General features: G+C 67.7%; 15 protein-coding genes. 11 read left to right on the top strand and 4 right to left on the bottom strand.

Features of this window, described 5'->3' with window-relative positions; all coding sequences use genetic code 11:
* Nucleotides 1-28 precede the first annotated feature (28 nt).
* The 9 genes from ACSFB7_RS03625 to ACSFB7_RS03585 all read left to right on the top strand — a co-directional run bounded on the left by ACSFB7_RS03625 (nt 29) and on the right by ACSFB7_RS03585 (nt 9523).
* A complete protein-coding gene (locus ACSFB7_RS03625) occupies nt 29-1837 on the top strand; it encodes a DUF2341 domain-containing protein (RefSeq protein ID WP_435467140.1) in 1809 nt (602 codons plus the stop codon).
* A 13-nt stretch (nt 1838-1850) separates the two neighbouring features.
* Nucleotides 1851-2261 carry an ExbD/TolR family protein gene (locus tag ACSFB7_RS03620; RefSeq protein ID WP_093237370.1) on the top strand — a complete coding sequence of 137 codons (411 nt, stop codon included), beginning with the start codon at nt 1851-1853 and terminating at the stop codon, nt 2259-2261.
* A 10-nt stretch (nt 2262-2271) separates the two neighbouring features.
* Nucleotides 2272-3018, top strand: coding sequence for an energy transducer TonB family protein (locus ACSFB7_RS03615; protein WP_435467137.1), 747 nt, complete (start codon nt 2272-2274; stop codon nt 3016-3018).
* A gap of 76 nt (nt 3019-3094) precedes the next feature.
* Nucleotides 3095-4882, top strand: a complete 1788-nt coding sequence (locus ACSFB7_RS03610) for a putative porin (RefSeq protein ID WP_435467135.1) — start codon at nt 3095-3097, stop codon at nt 4880-4882.
* 10 nt (nt 4883-4892) lie between these two features.
* Nucleotides 4893-5642, top strand: coding sequence for a hypothetical protein (locus ACSFB7_RS03605; protein WP_435467134.1), 750 nt, complete (start codon nt 4893-4895; stop codon nt 5640-5642).
* Nucleotides 5639-6583: a peptidylprolyl isomerase gene (locus ACSFB7_RS03600; RefSeq protein ID WP_435467132.1), complete on the top strand. Its 945-nt coding sequence runs from the start codon at nt 5639-5641 to the stop codon at nt 6581-6583. The genes ACSFB7_RS03605 and ACSFB7_RS03600 overlap by 4 nt, the downstream gene beginning before the upstream one ends.
* A gap of 25 nt (nt 6584-6608) precedes the next feature.
* Nucleotides 6609-7148, top strand: a complete 540-nt coding sequence (locus ACSFB7_RS03595) for a YbjN domain-containing protein (RefSeq protein WP_435467130.1) — start codon at nt 6609-6611, stop codon at nt 7146-7148.
* 8 nt (nt 7149-7156) lie between these two features.
* Nucleotides 7157-7411: a hypothetical protein gene (locus ACSFB7_RS03590; RefSeq protein ID WP_435467128.1), complete on the top strand. Its 255-nt coding sequence runs from the start codon at nt 7157-7159 to the stop codon at nt 7409-7411.
* A 219-nt stretch (nt 7412-7630) separates the two neighbouring features.
* Nucleotides 7631-9523, top strand: coding sequence for an NHL repeat-containing protein (locus tag ACSFB7_RS03585; RefSeq protein WP_435467126.1), 1893 nt, complete (start codon nt 7631-7633; stop codon nt 9521-9523).
* Nucleotides 9524-9536: 13 nt separating this feature from the next.
* Here ACSFB7_RS03585 and ACSFB7_RS03580 read toward each other — a convergent pair whose 3' ends face one another.
* Together ACSFB7_RS03580 and ACSFB7_RS03575 are read right to left on the bottom strand one after the other, a co-directional pair.
* The gene (locus ACSFB7_RS03580) at nt 9537-10292 is read right to left on the bottom strand and encodes an SDR family oxidoreductase (protein WP_435467124.1); all 756 of its coding nucleotides are present in this window, start codon (nt 10290-10292) and stop codon (nt 9537-9539) included.
* 57 nt (nt 10293-10349) lie between these two features.
* A complete protein-coding gene (locus ACSFB7_RS03575) occupies nt 10350-11549 on the bottom strand; it encodes an MFS transporter (protein ID WP_435467122.1) in 1200 nt (399 codons plus the stop codon).
* A 214-nt stretch (nt 11550-11763) separates the two neighbouring features.
* On the opposite strand from ACSFB7_RS03575, the gene ACSFB7_RS03570 reads away from it, so the two are divergent.
* Entirely contained in the window at nt 11764-12138 is a 375-nt protein-coding gene (locus ACSFB7_RS03570; RefSeq protein ID WP_435467120.1) for a VOC family protein, read from the top strand.
* Nucleotides 12139-12154: 16 nt separating this feature from the next.
* Here ACSFB7_RS03570 and ACSFB7_RS03565 read toward each other — a convergent pair whose 3' ends face one another.
* Both ACSFB7_RS03565 and ACSFB7_RS03560 read right to left on the bottom strand, forming a co-directional pair.
* Complete coding sequence (locus tag ACSFB7_RS03565; RefSeq protein ID WP_435467118.1) at nt 12155-13453, bottom strand: alpha/beta hydrolase family protein; 1299 nt, start codon at nt 13451-13453, stop codon at nt 12155-12157.
* 43 nt (nt 13454-13496) lie between these two features.
* Nucleotides 13497-14831: an aminotransferase-like domain-containing protein gene (locus ACSFB7_RS03560; RefSeq protein ID WP_435467116.1), complete on the bottom strand. Its 1335-nt coding sequence runs from the start codon at nt 14829-14831 to the stop codon at nt 13497-13499.
* Nucleotides 14832-14931: 100 nt separating this feature from the next.
* Between ACSFB7_RS03560 and ACSFB7_RS03555 the strand changes: the two genes are divergently transcribed.
* Nucleotides 14932-15549, top strand: a complete 618-nt coding sequence (locus ACSFB7_RS03555; protein ID WP_435467114.1) for a DJ-1/PfpI family protein — start codon at nt 14932-14934, stop codon at nt 15547-15549.
* Nucleotides 15550-15584: the final 35 nt, after the last annotated feature.

Raw genomic sequence — 15584 nt, 5'->3', positions numbered from 1 at the left:
CTCTACGAGTTTTTCGGAGAACCCTGTCATGCGACGAATTCTTTTTATCGTGCTCACGTTGATGAGCACGCTCTTGCCCGGCCTGGCCCACGCCTGGTGGCAAGCCGAGTGGTCTTACCGCAAGCCCGTCACCATCGACGGCGGCCCGCAGGCCGGTGCCATCGGCAGCGATGCCGGCCGCGTGCCGGTGCTGGTTCGCCTGCACACCGGCAACTTCAAGTTCGAGGGTGTGAGCGAGACCGGTGCCGACCTGCGCTTCATCGCGGGCGATGACAAGACCGTGCTGAACCACCAGATCGAACAGTTCGATCCGCTGCTGGGCATTGCGCTGATCTGGGTCGACGTGCCCAACGTCTCGGCCGGCACGCCGCAGAAGCTGTGGATGTACTACGGCAACCCGAAGGCCCCGGCCTCGGGCAACGGCCAGCGCAGCTTCGACCCCGACTACACGCTGGTCTACCACTTCGCCGAAGGCGCCGTGCCACCGCGCGACACCACCGCCTACGCCAACAACGGCCAGACCTCGGCCGTGCCGGTCGAAGGCACCGTCATCGGCCGGGGCGCGCAGCTCGGCAACGGCGCGCTGATGCTGCCCGCCACGCCGTCGCTCGCCGTGCAGGCCGGTGGCGCGCTGACGTTCTCCGCATGGGTCAAGCCCGACCAGCTCGGCGCCCGCCAGGCGATCTATGCCCGCCGCGACGGCGCCGGCGAACTCGTGGTCGGCATCGACCAGGGCGTGCCCTTCGTGCAGGTCAACGGCCAGCGCAGCACGCCCGGCCAGCCGATCCAGGCCGGCCAGTGGTCGCACCTTGCGGTGAAGGCCGAAGGCGACAGCGTCGCGCTGTATGTGGGCGGCCGTCCCACCGTGTCGCTGGCCGCCAAGCTGCCCGCGCTGAACACCGCCGCGGCCCTCGGCGCCGATGCACCGGGCAGCCTGCCGGTGGCGCAAGGCGCGCAACCCGCCGCCGCTTTCGGCGCGTTCACCGGCGCCATCGACGAAGTGCGCCTGTCGAAGGTGGCACGCGCCGATGCACTGCTGCTGGCCGATGCCGTGTCGCAAGGCGCCGAGTCGCGCCTGACCGTGTTCGGTGCCGACGAGCAGCAGGCCGGCAAGAGCCACTTCGGCTTCATCCTGGCCGCGATGCCGCTGGACGCATGGATCGTCGTGGGCCTGCTGGGCCTGATGATGGCCGTCTCGTGGGCCATCATGATCGCCAAGGGCCGCCACTACGGCGCCACCTCGCGCGCCAACACCACCTTCATCGAGCACTTCCGCGAAGCCGCCGGCTTGCCGCTCGATCGCCTGGCCGTGAACAACACCGTGCCGCAAGAGGTGCGTGCCGATTCGTCGCTGTGGCGCCTGTATGAAGTGGCCGTGGACGAAATGCGCCGCCGCCACGACCGCGGCTACGACCTGAGCGCCGTGTCCAGCGCCACCATCGGCGCCATCCGCGCCGCCATGGACGGCGTGATGGTGCGCGAGATCGAGCGCATGTCCAAGCGCATGAACTGGCTCTCGACCACCATCGAAGGCGCGCCTTACGTGGGCCTGTTCGGCACCGTGATCGGCATCATGCTGGTGTTCGTCGTGGCGGCCATGGCCGGCGCGGTGGACATCAACTCGGTGGCACCGGGCATGGCGGCCGCGCTGCTGTGTACCGCCGCCGGCCTGGGCGTCGCGATTCCCGCGCTGTTCGGCTACAACTGGCTCGCCTCGCGCTCGGACGCGATCACCGCCGACATGGCCGTGTTCGTCGACGAGTTCGTCACGCGCCTGGCCGAAGAGCAGGGCGAAGGCCGCGCGGTTCCGCTGGCGCAGGCCCGGGCACGGGCCTGAGGAGCGCACGACCATGGCAACCCCAGCCAAGTTCTCGCCCCGCAGGCGAACGGGCGGCATCAACATCACGCCCTTCGTGGACGTGCTGCTGGTGGTGCTGGTGATCTTCATCCTCACCAGCAACGCCAGCATTCCCGGCATCAAGGTCGACCTGCCGAAGGCCAGCGCCTCGGTGGCGCTGGAGAAGCCCAAGACCAAGGCCATCACGATCGACAACGCGGGCAACGTGTTCCTCGATGCCTACCCGGTCACGCTGCCGGAGCTGGAAGAGCGCCTGCGCACCGAGAAGGCCTTGTCGCCCGACTTCCCCGTGATCGTGCGCGGCGATGCCAGCGTGCAGTACGCGAAGGTGGTCGATGTGCTGGACCTGCTGCGCCGCATCGAGCTGAACCAGATCGGCCTCGTGACCGGCAAGCAGAAGTGAGGAACGCAGAGTGAAACCTCGCGATCCGACTTCTCTTCTTCCCGCCGCCGCGCACCGCGCGGGCGGGAAGGCCGGGACGCACGGGCTGTGGCGCCGCTGGGGCGGGGTGGTCATCGGCGCGGCGATCGTCGCCGCGCTGGTGGCCCTGGTATGGCATCTGCTGTCGGACACCGCGAGCAAGAAGCGCGTGGTGGCCGATGCGCCGATGCTGATGCTGCCGCCTCCACCGCCACCGCCGCCAGAGCCCGAGAAGCTGCCCGAGCCCGAGCCGGAAAAGATCAAGCCCGAAGTGGTCGAGAAAGAGCCCAAGCCGGTCGAGCCGCTGGAGCCGCCCAAGGACGACGCGCCGCCCAGCCCCTCGAAGGACCTGGGCGACCCGGTGACCATGGACAGCGCCGGCCAGGCCGGCAACGACGCCTTCGGCATCCAGGCCGGCAGCGGCGGCGGCATGAGCGGCACCGGTGCCGGCGGCGGCCTGGGCAGCGGCTCGTATGCACGGTACGTCTCGAGCATGTTGCAGCAGGCCTTGTCGCGTGACCCGCGCACCCGCCAGCTCGTGTTCGACGACATCCAGATCGACCTGTGGCTCGGCGCCGACGGCAAGACCGCGCGGGTGCAACTGGTGCGCAGCACCGGCACGCCCGAATCCGACGAAGCGGTGCTCGCCATGGTGCGCGCCCTCGACCGCATCGACGAGAAGCCGCCGGCCTCGCTGCGCTTTCCGATGCGCGTGTCCATGAAGGGGCGCCGGCCATGACCCCAGCGACCCGAGTGACCACCACCGCGGCGAGCGCCGCGCTCCGCCTGTCCCATTCAATCCTGTGAACGAAGCGATGAACCATCTCAAAAACATCCAGAGCCGGGGCGCCATGCCGACCCTGCGCAAATGCGCGCTCGCGGCGGCCGTGGCCTCCGTGTTCGTCTTCGCGGCCACCGGCGCCAACGCGCAAACCGCCGCGGCGCCCGCCGAATCCGCCATGGTCAAGCTGATCCGCGGCCTCATTCAGAGCGGCACGCTTGCCAAGGACGTGGGCGAAGCCCTGCTGGCCCAGGCCCAGACCGAAGCCCTGGCCGCGCAGCAGGCACAACGCATGTCGGCCGCCACCACCGCCGCATCGGCCAGCGTGGCCGGCGGCGTGCGGCTCGAAGCCGGTGACGTGCGCGTGCCCTACATCTCGCAGACCGTGCGCGACCAGATCCGCGACGAGGTCAAGGCACAGGTCATGGCGCAGGCCAAGGACGAAGGCTGGGCCGCGCCCAACGAAACGCCCGAGTGGAGCAAGCGCATCCGCGTCGAAGGCGACGTGCGCGTGCGCAACGAGTCGCGCAACTACGCCGGCAACAACAGCAACATCGAGATCAACTGGGCCGAGCTGAACAAGAGCACGGGCTACGACGTCAACCCGAACACCAACCTGGCGCTGCCGTCGATCCTGAACACGCGCCAGGACCGCAAGAACCTGTTCCGCGCCCGCGCGCGGCTGGGCGTGTACGCCGACCTCACCGAGAACACCAAAGCCGGCATCCGCCTGGCCTCGGGCAGCGACGAGAGCCCGGTGTCGACCACGCAGACGCTGGGCGGCGGCCTCTCCAAGAAGAGCGTGTGGCTCGACCAGATGTGGATCTCGCACAAGCCGGTCGACTGGCTCACCGTGACGGCCGGCCGCTTCGGCAACCCCTTCATGTCGACCGACCTGCTGTACTCCAGCGACCTGAACTTCGACGGCATTGCCGCGCAGTTCGAGAAGAAGCTCGCGTCGAACAAGGACCTCACGCTGTTCGGCACGCTGGGGCTGATCCCGCTGGAATACTCGTCGGACAATTCGCCCAGCCGCAGCCAGGCCAAGATGAAGAGCGAGAACAAGTGGCTCTTCGGCGCGCAGGCCGGCGCCGAGTGGAAGATCGACGCGGACAACCGCCTGCGCGGCGCGCTCGCGTACTACAACTTCAACAACATCAGCGGCAAGGTCTCGCAGCCCTGCGCGCTGTATGCCGGCGCCGATGGCTGCAGCACCGACTGGTCGCGCCCGGCCTTCATGCAGAAGGGCAACACGCTCATGCTGCTGCGCGACATCTCGCTGGACCCGCTCAACCCGGCCGGCACGCCGCAGCCGCAGTATGTGGGCCTGGCCTCGAAGTTCCGCCTGATCGACCTGAACCTGCGCTGGGACACGGCCGTTGCCGGCAACAACCTGCGCCTGGACGCGAACTTCGTGAAGAACACCGCGTACGACGCCAACGACATCTGGAACCGCGCGGGCATTCGCGGCGCCATCGTCAACAACTTCGGCGCCACCGGCGGCACCAGCAAGGCCGACTTCAAGAGCGGCGGCAACGCCTACATGGTGCAGGCCACCTACGGCAAGCCGGCACCGTCGGCACGCGGCGACTGGAACGTGCTGGCCGGCTACAAGCGCATCGAGCCCGACTCGATGCCCGACGGCTACAACGACTCGACCTTCCACGGCGGCGGCACCAATGCACGCGGCTACTTCCTGGGCGGTTCGTACGCGATCGACAAGAACATGTGGTTCACCGGCCGCTGGATCTCGACCAAGGCCGTCTACGGACCGCCGCTGGCCATCGACACCCTGCAGCTCGAATTCAATGCGCGTTTCTAAGGAGCTTGCCGTGTCCAGAAAAATCTTCCCGGCGCTGGTGCTGGCGACGCTTGCCGCCACGGCCGGCGTGACCCACGCACAGCAACAGCAGCAGGGCCAGAGCATGGAGGAGCGGCTTCGCGCGCAGTTGCGCGTGACGACCACGCAGCTCCAGCAGGCACAGAACGAGCTGGCCGCGCTCAAGGCGGGGCAGCCCGCGGGCACGCCGGCCGCGGGTGGTTCGGGCGCCGCGGCGCCGGCCAAATCCGATGTCGAGGCGCTGAAGAAGGAGCTTGCGCAAAGCCAGTCGCAACTGGCGGCCGAACGCCAGGCGCGCTCGCAGGCCAGCGCGGGCAGCCAGCAGTTGCGCCAGCAGGCGCAGGCCACAAGCGAGAAGGCCACAGCGCAGGTCGCGCAGTACCGTGGCGCGTATGACGACCTGCTGAAGATGGCGCGCGCCTCCGAGTCCGAGCGCCAGCGCCTGGCCACCGAGGCCGCGACGCACCGCACCGCCATGACGCAGTGCGAGGCCAAGAACACGCAGCTCTATGCCGTGGGGCAGGAGATCTTGCGTGCCTATGAGACGGTGGACCTGGGCAGCGTGCTGGCATCGCGCCAACCGTTCGCCGCGCAGAGCCGCGTCAAGTTCGAGCAGATCGCGCAGCAGTACGGCGACAAGCTGTACGAAGGCAAGTTCGATGCGCGTGCGGTGAATGCGCCGGCACCTGCCGCCGCCGCTGCTGCATCCGCAGCCGCACCCGCTTCGGGAGAAAAGCAATGACACGAAAAATCAGGTCTTCCTCTGGCGCGCTTGCACAACGGCTGCGCGCCGCTGCCGGCGTGCTGCTGGTGTCGTCGGTCGGCATGGCCGGCGCGCAGGCACCCGCACCCGGCAACACCGTGGTGGCCCGCCTGGGCGAAGTCACGGTGGGGCAGGACGAAGTCGAGAAGCTGCTGCAGACCCTGCCCGAAGCCGAGCGCGCCGCCGTCAAGGCCGACCGCGCCACGCTCGACGGCTGGCTGCGCCAGCGCCTGCTGAGCGAAGCCGTGCTGCGCGACGCGCGCGCCAAGGGCTGGGCCGAGCGGGCCGACGTCAAGGCGAAGATCGACGCCGCCACGCGCGAGATCAGCGCGCGCATCGTGAGCACGAGCTATCTCGAATCGGTGAGCCAGGTGCCGGCGGGTTTTCCGTCCGATGCTGAAGTCAAGGCCGCCTACGAGCAGGGCAAGACCGGCTTCAACCTGCCGGCCGCCTACCACGTGGCGCAGATCTTCCTGGCCACGCCCAGCCGCGACGCGGCCGCCGTTGCCAAGGTGCGCGAAGAGGCGGGCAAGCTCGCACGCCAGGCCCGCGCCGGCGACTTCGCTGCCGTGGCGCGCGCCAGTTCGCAGGACAAGCGCAGCGCCGAGCGCGGCGGCGAGGTCGATACCTTGCCGCTCGCGCGCATGCTGCCCGAACTGCGCGACACCATCGCCAAGCTCAAGCCCGGCCAGGTCAGCGAACCGGTGCAGGCCGAGGCGGGCTTTCATGTCGTGAAGCTGCTCGACATCCAGCCCGCGCGCACCGCCACGCTCGACGAAGTGAAGCCGCAACTGCAGGCCGCCTTGCGCCAGCAGCGCCAGCAGCAACTCGTGCAGGCGTATCTCGCGCAAGTGGCGCCCGCCACGAACCTGAGCATCGACGCCGCCGCGCTCGATGCCGCCATCAAGAAAACCAACTAACCAGCTCATCCAACAGGGTCACAACATGAACAACACAACGACGAACATCACCACCGAAGCCACCGACATCGCGGCGGCTCCCCCCCTCGACCTGCTGGACGCCGTCACGCCCGAGCAGGTGTCGGACGCCATCAAGGCCGCCGGCGCCGCCGTGACCACCATCGAACAAGACGGCGTCGTGCGCCTGCACAGCGCGAGCCACGGCATCGGCTTCCAGGTGCTGTGGGGCAACCCCGTCACCACCACGCAGTACACCGACTTCACGCTGAGCTGCCCGCTGCATGTGCAGGGCGGCACGCTGCCCGAGGCCGTGCTGGCTTCGTGGCACCGCACCAAGCGCTTTGCACGCGTGGCACAGCACGGCGACTTCGTCGTGCTGGAGATGGACGTGGTGGTGGCCGGCGGCGTGAGCCACGCCTACCTGGCCTTCGCCGTGCGCCTGTGGATGCAGATGATGGGCGAGTTCTTCCTGCACCTGCGCAACTACGGCCCCGCCTCGGAAACCCGTGGCGACGCCGCGAACGCAGAGGCCGGCGACGCTGCGGGTGTGTCCGCCGCCGCGTGATCCAGCAGATGCCAGCCAGCGCCGCTTCCAGTCCGTCGTCGGTGGACCTTCATGATTCGCCGACCAGCCGTGCCATCCAGGCCGTCGCGCGGCAGGCGCAGCGCGCGCGCCGCGCCGAGACCGTGCGGTTGCGGCAGCGCACCGCGCTGCTCGAACTGCTGGTGCAGACCATGGCGGAGCTGCACATCTCGATGGCTGAACTCAATGCGGCGCGGCGGGCGCATGCGCCTGCGTGGAGGCATCCGGAAGACGGCGCTGCCTGAGGGCGAGGGCTTCGATATGCACGGGCCTACCCAATTCATGGGTGTGGCTTCGTCGTGTGGGTCAGTAACCTCGTGACAAATAGTTTCAGTCACGACGTGATGACCCAATTTCATTTGGCCGGCCTCCGGCGCGTTTCTTTCTCCAGCGCCGCCTTCGTGCTTGCCGTTCTTCTTGGGGGATGCGGCGGAGGCGGGGGGGCTTCCTCGCCGGCGTTGCCCATGTTGCCCACGCCACCCGCGCAGCCTGATTCGCCTGCTCCACCTGCCGCCAGGTTCGCCCTGGCTGCAAAGGTCAGCGGCCTGTTGGGCAGCGGACTCGTCTTGCAGAACAGCGCAGGCAATGACCTGGCGGTGACGGCCGACGGCTCGGTCACCTTCAGCCCGACACTGCCCACCGGCACGGCCTATGCCGTGACCGTCAAAACGCAACCCACCGGGCCGAGCCAGGTGTGCACGGTCGCGAACGCATCGGGTGTTGTCGGCACCGGCGACGTCACAGACCTGACGGTGATCTGCTCGACGCAGAGCTTCTCGGTCAGCGGCACCGTGACCGGGTTGGCCGGCAGCGGCCTTGTGTTGCAGAACAGCGCGGGCGACGACCTGGCCATCAGCGCGCCCGGTGGTGCCTTTCGCTTCGCAGTGCCGGTGGCCAGCGGCGGCAGTTATGTGGTGACGGTCAAGGCACAGCCGCGCACCCCGAGCCAGATCTGCAGCGTAGGCAACGCCAGCGGCACCATGGCGGGCAGCGACGTCACGAACGTGAAGGTCGTCTGCGCGACTCAGTCCTTCACGGTGAGCGGCACCGTGAGCGGGTTGGCTGGCAGCGGCCTCGTGTTGCAGAACAACGCGAGCGACGACCTGGCCGTCAGCGCCCCCGGCGGTGCCTTTCGCCTCGCAATGCCGGTGGCCAGTGGCGCCAGCTACGTGGTGACTGTCAGGGCGCAGCCGCGCACGCCGAGCCAGATCTGCAGCGTCGTCAACGGTAGCGGCATCGTGACGGACCACAACATCACCAACGTGTCGCTCGTTTGTGCCACACAGTCCTTCACGGTGGGCGGCACCGTGAGCGGGCTGGTGGGCGGAGCCGCCGTGGTGCTGCGCAACAACGGCACAGACGACGTGGCCGTGTCGACCAATGGCGCCTTCAGTTTTGCCACGCCGGTGGCCGACACGGCGGCCTATGCGGTCACGATGGGTCCACCGCCGGCCTGGCACGATTGCGTGCTCAGCCAGGGCAGCGGTACCTTGGCCGGTGCTGCTATCAGCAATGTGGCGGTGGCCTGCACGCGGCATGTGTACGTCTCGACGATCACGACCGGTTTGTCGTACATCGCGCAGCTCGCAGCCGATCCGGATGGAAATGTCTATGCCATCGAATCCTCCCGGATCCTGAAGATCAGCCGCTCCGGCGTGGTGGACGCCAACGCCATATCGGCAAGATTCAGCGGCTTGGGGGGCATTGCCATCACCGGCGGCAACATCTACGTCGCCGACCCGAACGGAATCTGGAAGGTCACGCCCACCGGCACCGTGACGAATCTTGTGGGACCGGGTGTGCTTGTCAGTCCGCGGTCCATGACGGCGGACCCCGCCGGCAACCTCTATGTGGTTGACTCCACTCATCTCATCCGGAAGATCACTCCCACTGGCGTTGTCTCCTTGCTGGCAGGTTCGCAGACGCCAGGCTCCGCCGATGGCAACGGCGCGTCAGCTTCGTTCAACTACCCGCAAGGGATCGCGGCCGACGGGGCAGGCAATGTGTATGTGGCGGATTCGTTCAACTACATGGTGCGCAAGATCACACCAGCGGGCGATGTCACGACGCTCATGAGTCCTGCCTTGAACGGGTTCTTCATGTACCCCGGTTCGGTGGGCGCGGACGCGGCGGGCAATGTCTATATCGGGGACATGAGCTATGGGCTGATCCGGCAGATCTCGCCCTCCGGCCAGTTGTCGACACTGGCTGGTTCAGGCACCCGGGGGCAGGTTGATGGTGAAGGCTCCGTCGCGCAATTCGACACGCAAGATGCAGTGGTCCAGGGGGCCGAGAACGAACTGTTCGTGCTGGAGAGCTACAGGTCGAGGATCCGCAGGATATCGGCGACGCCTTGAGGGGCCGCCGGCTTCAGCCCGGATTCATCGCAGCAAAAGTAGCGACATAGCGACCGTCCCGCTCGGCCCAGCGCCGGGCCCTGTCGCGCTCGACCAGCACTTCGCCCCAGGGGTGATCCTTGGCCGCCAGCAACTGCATGACTTCGGCCACGTACACGGCGAGCGGCATGGCGCGCGGGTCGGATGCCTGGCTGTCGCCCGTGAGTTCCGTCTGCACATAGGGCGGTGCCAGCTCGAGCACTTCGATGGGAACCTTGCGCAGTTGATGGCGCATCGATTGAAGCCACGAATGCAGGAATGCCTTGCTGGCGCAGTAGGCCGGAAAGTCGGCGCGGGGCACGAAGGCAAGGTTGGAGCTGGTCGCCATGATGGCCGCGTCGGGTTGCCCTTTCAGCAGCGGCAGGAGCGCTGCCGTCACGCGCAGCACGCCCATGATGTTCGTGTCCACGATCGACTGCGCGTCCGATGCATCCCAGCCGTCTGCCGCCATGTCTTCCGCCCGCGAGATGCCGGCGTTGGCGATGAGCACATTGAGTTCGGGAAAGCGCGCGCGAACGTCTTCGGCCACGCGTGGCAATGAAGCCGGGTCGTCGAGATCGAGCGGCATGCCGATCAGGCCGGGTCGGCGCGCCGTCATCTCGTCGAGCAGGGCCTGCCGGCGCCCGCAGACGATGACGCGGTTGCCGTTGTCGTGGAACGCTTCGGCGAGCGCGCGGCCGATGCCGCTGGTGGCGCCGGTGATGAGGATGGTGTTGCCTGTGGTCTTCATGATTTGCTGTTGTTTGTGGTTTGCGTTGAGGTCGTCGTATGCATGGGGTGTGTAGCGCTATGCGCCGCGGTTGAGCCGGATGGCGGGCAGCAGGCACAAGGCCGCGCAAGTCGCACCGGCACCCACGAGGAAGGCCGTCGAGATGCCGAACCACTGCGTCGCGAATCCGACCACGGGTCCGGTCACGCCCAGTGCGATGTCGGCGAAGGCGATGAAGTTGCCCACCGCACGGCCGCGCTGTTCGGGCGGAACCGAACGGGTCGCCAGCACGCCCATCGACGGGAACACGAGGGAGAAGCCCAGGCCGGTCAGCGTCGCGCCCAGCACGGCCATTCCCGGCCCGGGGGCACACCAGATCAGCAGCTGCCCGACGGCCTCGAAGATCAGCGAACCCACGGCGACCTTCGTGGCGCCGAAGCGGTCAGGAAGCCCCGAGCCGACCAGGCGCACAAGAACGTAGGCGGCAGCGAAGCCGAGCAGCGCCGTGCCGGCGTGCGGCCAACCGTGCGCCGCGTAGTCGAGCGTGAGAAAGGCCGCCATCGCGGCATAGGGCACCGTGGCCAATGCCAGCACGAGGCCCGGCCGCCAGATCAGGCCGAGCACGCGATGGAAGGGCACGCGCTGTCCACCGGCGGCGGCAACAGGCGCAAGGCGCAGGGCGATGGCCCAGCCCAGCATCGGCGTGAGCAGCGCAAGAACACCGACGCCGACGAAGCCGTATGCCGATTGCACGGCCAGCCCCAGCGGCGCGCCGAGCCCGAGCGCGGCGTAGATCGCAATGCCCGTCCAGGACATGACCTTGCCGGTACGGGCGACGCCCATGCGTGCGATGCCCCAACTCATCAGCCCTGTCAGAAACAGGCTCTCGCCGAGGCCCGCCATCAGGCGTCCGATGAGCAGAACGGCGAGCTTGGCAACCGGGTCCATCGGCAGAGCGCTCGACAGGCCATAGGCCAGGCCCGAGCAGGCGGTCAGTGGAAGTCCAAGAAGAACGGCGGCGCGGGGGCCGCGCTGGTCGCACAGCGTGCCCGCCTGATGGCGGGTGAGCAGCGTGGCCAGCGACTGGGCGCCGATCACCCAGCCGATGGTGACCGAGCCGAAGCCCAGGTGGTTGCGGACCTCGAGCGACAGCGCCGCCAGAGGGACGCTGATTGCGAGGAATCCGAGGAAGACCGCGAGCACCACGGGAGCGAGCCCCGTGAAAGCGGAGGTCTCGAACGGGCGAGCGGATACGGAAGGGGAGGAGATTGATGTCATGCCAAGGCGCGTCTTTATTGATCGAGATATTCCCAGCTGGGATCCTCTCGACAAGGGACGCGTTGGATGACGGTAACGCTTACGACAGCCACCTTGCGGCAACTGCGGCGGCGAATATAACGTGGGTGTTGTGCCAGCGTCAACACCTTCTTGGCAAACGCGCAACGGCCTGTGGGTGGGCTGCGCGGCCGAGTCGGCGCCTTACCATCGCCGCATGGAATCACCACTCGCCACCGTGCTCATCTACGCCCGCGACATGAAGAAGTCGGCCGACTTCTATGCAAGGCACTTCGGCTTTGTCACGAACGGCGAGGTGCACGAAGGCCTCATCGAATTGCATGCGCCGCATGGCGGCGCAGGCATCCTGATCCACCAGGCCGCGAAGTCGGTGACGCTGGGCCAGGTGGGCGTGAAGCTGACCTTTCAGGTGCGCGACGTGGCGGCCTTCGTCGCGGATGCCGCAACGCGCGGACTGAAGTTCGGTGCCATTCACCAGGCCAACGGCTATGCCTTCGCCAACGCGAAGGACCCCGACAAAAATTCTGTCAGCGTTTCAAGCCGGGCCTATCGCGCCGCTTCGTCCGCGTGAGTCTTGTTGATTGGCCTCAGTGCCGGTCGATTCCGGCAAGGTAGCGATCGACGGCGGGCTGCCAGAGCGAAGGCTCGGTGTACAGCGCATGCCCGTCGCGGCCGGGCGGTGCGTCGAAAGTCAGGAACTCGCCACGGCCACCCGCTGCGGTGAAGCTGTCGAAGTTGGCGCGGCTGTGGCGCAGTGTGTAGAACGGGTCGTGATCGCCATAGAGCCACAGCATCGGCTGCTTGAAGGCCGCGCCTCTTCGCATGAGCAACGGGTTCACTTCGTTCGCCTTGGGGCAGGCGTCGCCGACCCAGCCGCCGACGAAGTTGATCACGCCCGTGAACGTCCCGGGGTGCATGCCGGCATAGCCCACGGCGAGGATGCCGCCGCGCGATACGCCGCCGATCATCAGGCGCTTGGCATCGACATCGGGGCGCGCGAGCACCTGCGGCATCACCACATCGAGGTCCTCCACCGCGCGATCGAAACCGGCCAGCGCGCGCGTGGGCTGGCATGAATAGCCGGCCGAGCGATCGGCCTCGAAGCCTTCGTCGTACAGGCCATCGGATTGCCCGCGACCGCGCCGCTGGGGGAACAGCACCTGCCAGCCCTTGGCCGTGAAGTAGCGCGCGATGTCCGGGCTGGTCCAGGTCAGCTTGAACCATTCGGGCCGGTTGCCCCGGCCGGTCGAGCCGTGGTGAAAGATTAGCGTCGGAAACGGGCCGGTGCCCGGCGGGCGGTACACGACCATTTCGAGCGTCTGCGCCTTGCCGTTGTCGCTCCATGGTGTGGGCACGCGTTCGATGGTGCGCGTGTAGGTGGAGGCCAACGGCTTTTGCGTCAGCACGCCGGCCGAGAGCAGTTGCGTGTCCGGCTTCCACAGCGACATCTCCATGTCGCCATCGGCCCGCAGGCGCAGCACGAGGCGTGAACCGGTGCGCAGGCGAACGGCCAGCTCTTCGCCTTCGAACACACCTTCGGCGCGGTCGGTGATGAGTCCCTGCAATGCATTGGCACCGGCATAGGCCACGGTGGCCCGCTCGGTCGACACCTGCTCGATGGCGATGCGCACGTCGCACTGCATGCCGCCGCATGCCCAGCCTTGCCACAGGCCGTGCCAGCGTTTGCGCGCGGCCGCAAGCGCGGGGTCGGGCGGCACCATCGTTCCGCCCTCGGGCAAGACTGCGGCGATGGGGCTTTCAGACACGGCGGGTTGCAGGCGCGGCATGTAGTCCGGCCAGGCCGTCTGTGCGCCGGCGGTGGTGGTGGTGGCAGCGAGCAGCCAGGCGGCTGTCGCAAGAATCCATGTGCGGTGTTTTTTGGGCATGTGTTGTTCCTGCAGCGCGAAGACTCTAGCCGATGGGTGGTGCTCAAAGGGTGCGCGCATCGATCGCGCGCCGGACCTTCGTGAGCGCATCGCCGAGCATGTCCAGCGGGACCGATCCCAACGCGAGACGAATGGCATGCGGCACATGAGCCGACGTCAAAAAAGGCTCGGCCGTCGACACCGAGATCCCATCGCGCATGAGCGCCGCCGCAACCTGGTCGGCGCGAACCTCTTCCGCCATGGGAACCCACACGAAGTACGACGCGGGATGGCGAACGCACCGCAGTCCGGCCAGCGCGTTGGTGGCGATGGCCTGCCGGGCCCTTGCGTCGTGGCGCTTCTCGGTTTCGAGGCGGGCGACCGTGCCGTCGTCGAGCCAGCCGCATGCCAGCGCGGTCATCACGCCGGGCGTGTTCCAGGTCGTGGCCCGGATCGCGCGTTCGAGCTGGGGCACCCATGCCACCGGTGCGGCCACGAAGCCGACGCGCAAGCCGGTCGCGATGCTCTTTGAAAGGCCCGAGACATAGACCGTCGATTCGGGCGCCAATGCAGCCAATGGAGCGGGCGGGTCTTCCGCCAGAAAGGCGTAGGCGGCGTCCTCGATGATGAGCAGCCCATGCCGGCGCGCGATCGACACGAGCTGCCGCCGCCGGCTCGCGCTCATCACCCAGCCGAGCGGGTTGTGCAGCGTCGGCATCACATAGACGGCCCGCACCTTGCGGCTCTTGCACAACCGTTCGAGCGCGTCGAGGTCGGGGCCGTGCCCGGCTGCGGGCACCGGTGCCAGTTCGAGCCGATGCGCTTCCGCAAGCACCTTGAAGCCCGGGTAGGTGAGCGCATCGGTTGCTACCACATCACCGGGCTGCAGCAGCGCCATGACGGTGATTGCCAGCCCATGCTGGGCACCGCTCACGATCATCACCTGGTCGGCGCTCACCGAGACACCCTTGCCCGCGAGATGCCGCGCCATGGTGGCCCGCTCGTGCGGCCGGCCTCCGTGCGGCTGGTAGCGCAACAGGGCTTCCAGGTCGCCTGCCGCGGCGAGCTGGCGCAGGCCCGTGCGCAGCAACTCGGCCTGGCCGGGCAGCGACGGGTAGTTGAAGTTCAGGTCGACCACGCCCGATGCCACGGCATGCTGGTCGATGCCCTGGTCACGGGGAAGGAGCGTCTCCCTGACGAAGGTGCCGCGACCCGTCTCGCCGCTCACCAGGCCCATCGCCTGCAGCTCCGCATAGACACGGCTTGCGGTGGCCAGGGCCAGGCCCTTCTGCGCGGCGAGCTTGCGCAGCGTGGGCAAACGCGTGCCCGGCGGCAGGCTGCCGGAGCGGATTTGTGCGGCGAGCGCATCGACCAACTGCTTGTACCGGGCTTGAGTCATCGCGCAATGTATCCATGACAATTTTTTGATTGTATTGACTGCACTGTCTACGATGTACCGACCTTCATTCCACTTCATCCGGCACGGAGAAATCGACCCCATGCACATCGCCATCCTCACCTTCGAAGGTTTCAACGAACTCGACTCGATCATCGCGCTCGGCATCCTCAACCGCATCAAGAAGCCGGGCTGGCGAGTCTCCCTCGCGAGCCCGGTGCCGCGCGTGCGTTCCATGAACGGCGTGGTGCTCGAAGCACAGGCTTCGCTGCACGAGGCGAGCGCGGCGGATGCGGTCATCGTCGGCAGCGGCATACGCACGCGAGAGGTCGTCGCCGACGCGGCGCTGATGGCGCAACTGCGGCTCGACCCTTCCCGGCAACTGCTGGCCGCGCAGTGCTCCGGCACGCTCGTGCTGGCAAAGCTGGGCTTGCTCGCCGATGTGCCGGCGTGCACCGACCTGACGACCAAGCCCTGGGTCGAAGCCGCCGGCGTCTCGGTGCTGAACCAGCCGTTCGTGGCCAGGGGCAACGTGGCCACGGCGGGCGGTTGCCTGGCTTCGCAGTACCTGGCTGCGTGGGTCATCGCGCGGCTGGTGGGGCTCGATGAAGCGCGTGAAGCGATGCACTACGTCGCGCCGGTGGGTGAGAAAGAAGACTACGTTGAGCGTGCGATGCGGAACATCACGCCGTACCTCGAAGCGGCGCCCGCGACGGTGTAAGGCCGGCCGCATCGCCGGCGCAGCCTGACTACACT

Origin of the sequence: Variovorax raffinosi (assembly GCF_051216615.1) — a bacterium.
In the GTDB taxonomy this organism is placed as follows: domain Bacteria; phylum Pseudomonadota; class Gammaproteobacteria; order Burkholderiales; family Burkholderiaceae_C; genus Variovorax.
Note: the sequence above shows the minus strand (reverse complement) of the source record. Positions and strands in the feature narration are given on the sequence as shown.

What these genes read in the sequence shown, in the direction of transcription:
- ACSFB7_RS03560 (WP_435467116.1), bottom strand. Translation starts at nt 14,831, where the DNA reads ATGACTCAAGCCCGGTACAAGCAGTTGGTCGATGCGCTCGCCGCACAA.
- ACSFB7_RS03565 (WP_435467118.1), bottom strand. Translation starts at nt 13,453, where the DNA reads ATGCCCAAAAAACACCGCACATGGATTCTTGCGACAGCCGCCTGGCTG.
- ACSFB7_RS03600 (WP_435467132.1), top strand. Translation starts at nt 5,639, where the DNA reads ATGACACGAAAAATCAGGTCTTCCTCTGGCGCGCTTGCACAACGGCTG.
- ACSFB7_RS03580 (WP_435467124.1), bottom strand. Translation starts at nt 10,292, where the DNA reads ATGAAGACCACAGGCAACACCATCCTCATCACCGGCGCCACCAGCGGC.
- ACSFB7_RS03625 (WP_435467140.1), top strand. Translation starts at nt 29, where the DNA reads ATGCGACGAATTCTTTTTATCGTGCTCACGTTGATGAGCACGCTCTTG.
- ACSFB7_RS03585 (WP_435467126.1), top strand. Translation starts at nt 7,631, where the DNA reads ATGTTGCCCACGCCACCCGCGCAGCCTGATTCGCCTGCTCCACCTGCC.
- ACSFB7_RS03620 (WP_093237370.1), top strand. Translation starts at nt 1,851, where the DNA reads ATGGCAACCCCAGCCAAGTTCTCGCCCCGCAGGCGAACGGGCGGCATC.
- ACSFB7_RS03590 (WP_435467128.1), top strand. Translation starts at nt 7,157, where the DNA reads ATGCCAGCCAGCGCCGCTTCCAGTCCGTCGTCGGTGGACCTTCATGAT.
- ACSFB7_RS03575 (WP_435467122.1), bottom strand. Translation starts at nt 11,549, where the DNA reads ATGACATCAATCTCCTCCCCTTCCGTATCCGCTCGCCCGTTCGAGACC.
- ACSFB7_RS03610 (WP_435467135.1), top strand. Translation starts at nt 3,095, where the DNA reads ATGAACCATCTCAAAAACATCCAGAGCCGGGGCGCCATGCCGACCCTG.
- ACSFB7_RS03595 (WP_435467130.1), top strand. Translation starts at nt 6,609, where the DNA reads ATGAACAACACAACGACGAACATCACCACCGAAGCCACCGACATCGCG.
- ACSFB7_RS03555 (WP_435467114.1), top strand. Translation starts at nt 14,932, where the DNA reads ATGCACATCGCCATCCTCACCTTCGAAGGTTTCAACGAACTCGACTCG.
- ACSFB7_RS03570 (WP_435467120.1), top strand. Translation starts at nt 11,764, where the DNA reads ATGGAATCACCACTCGCCACCGTGCTCATCTACGCCCGCGACATGAAG.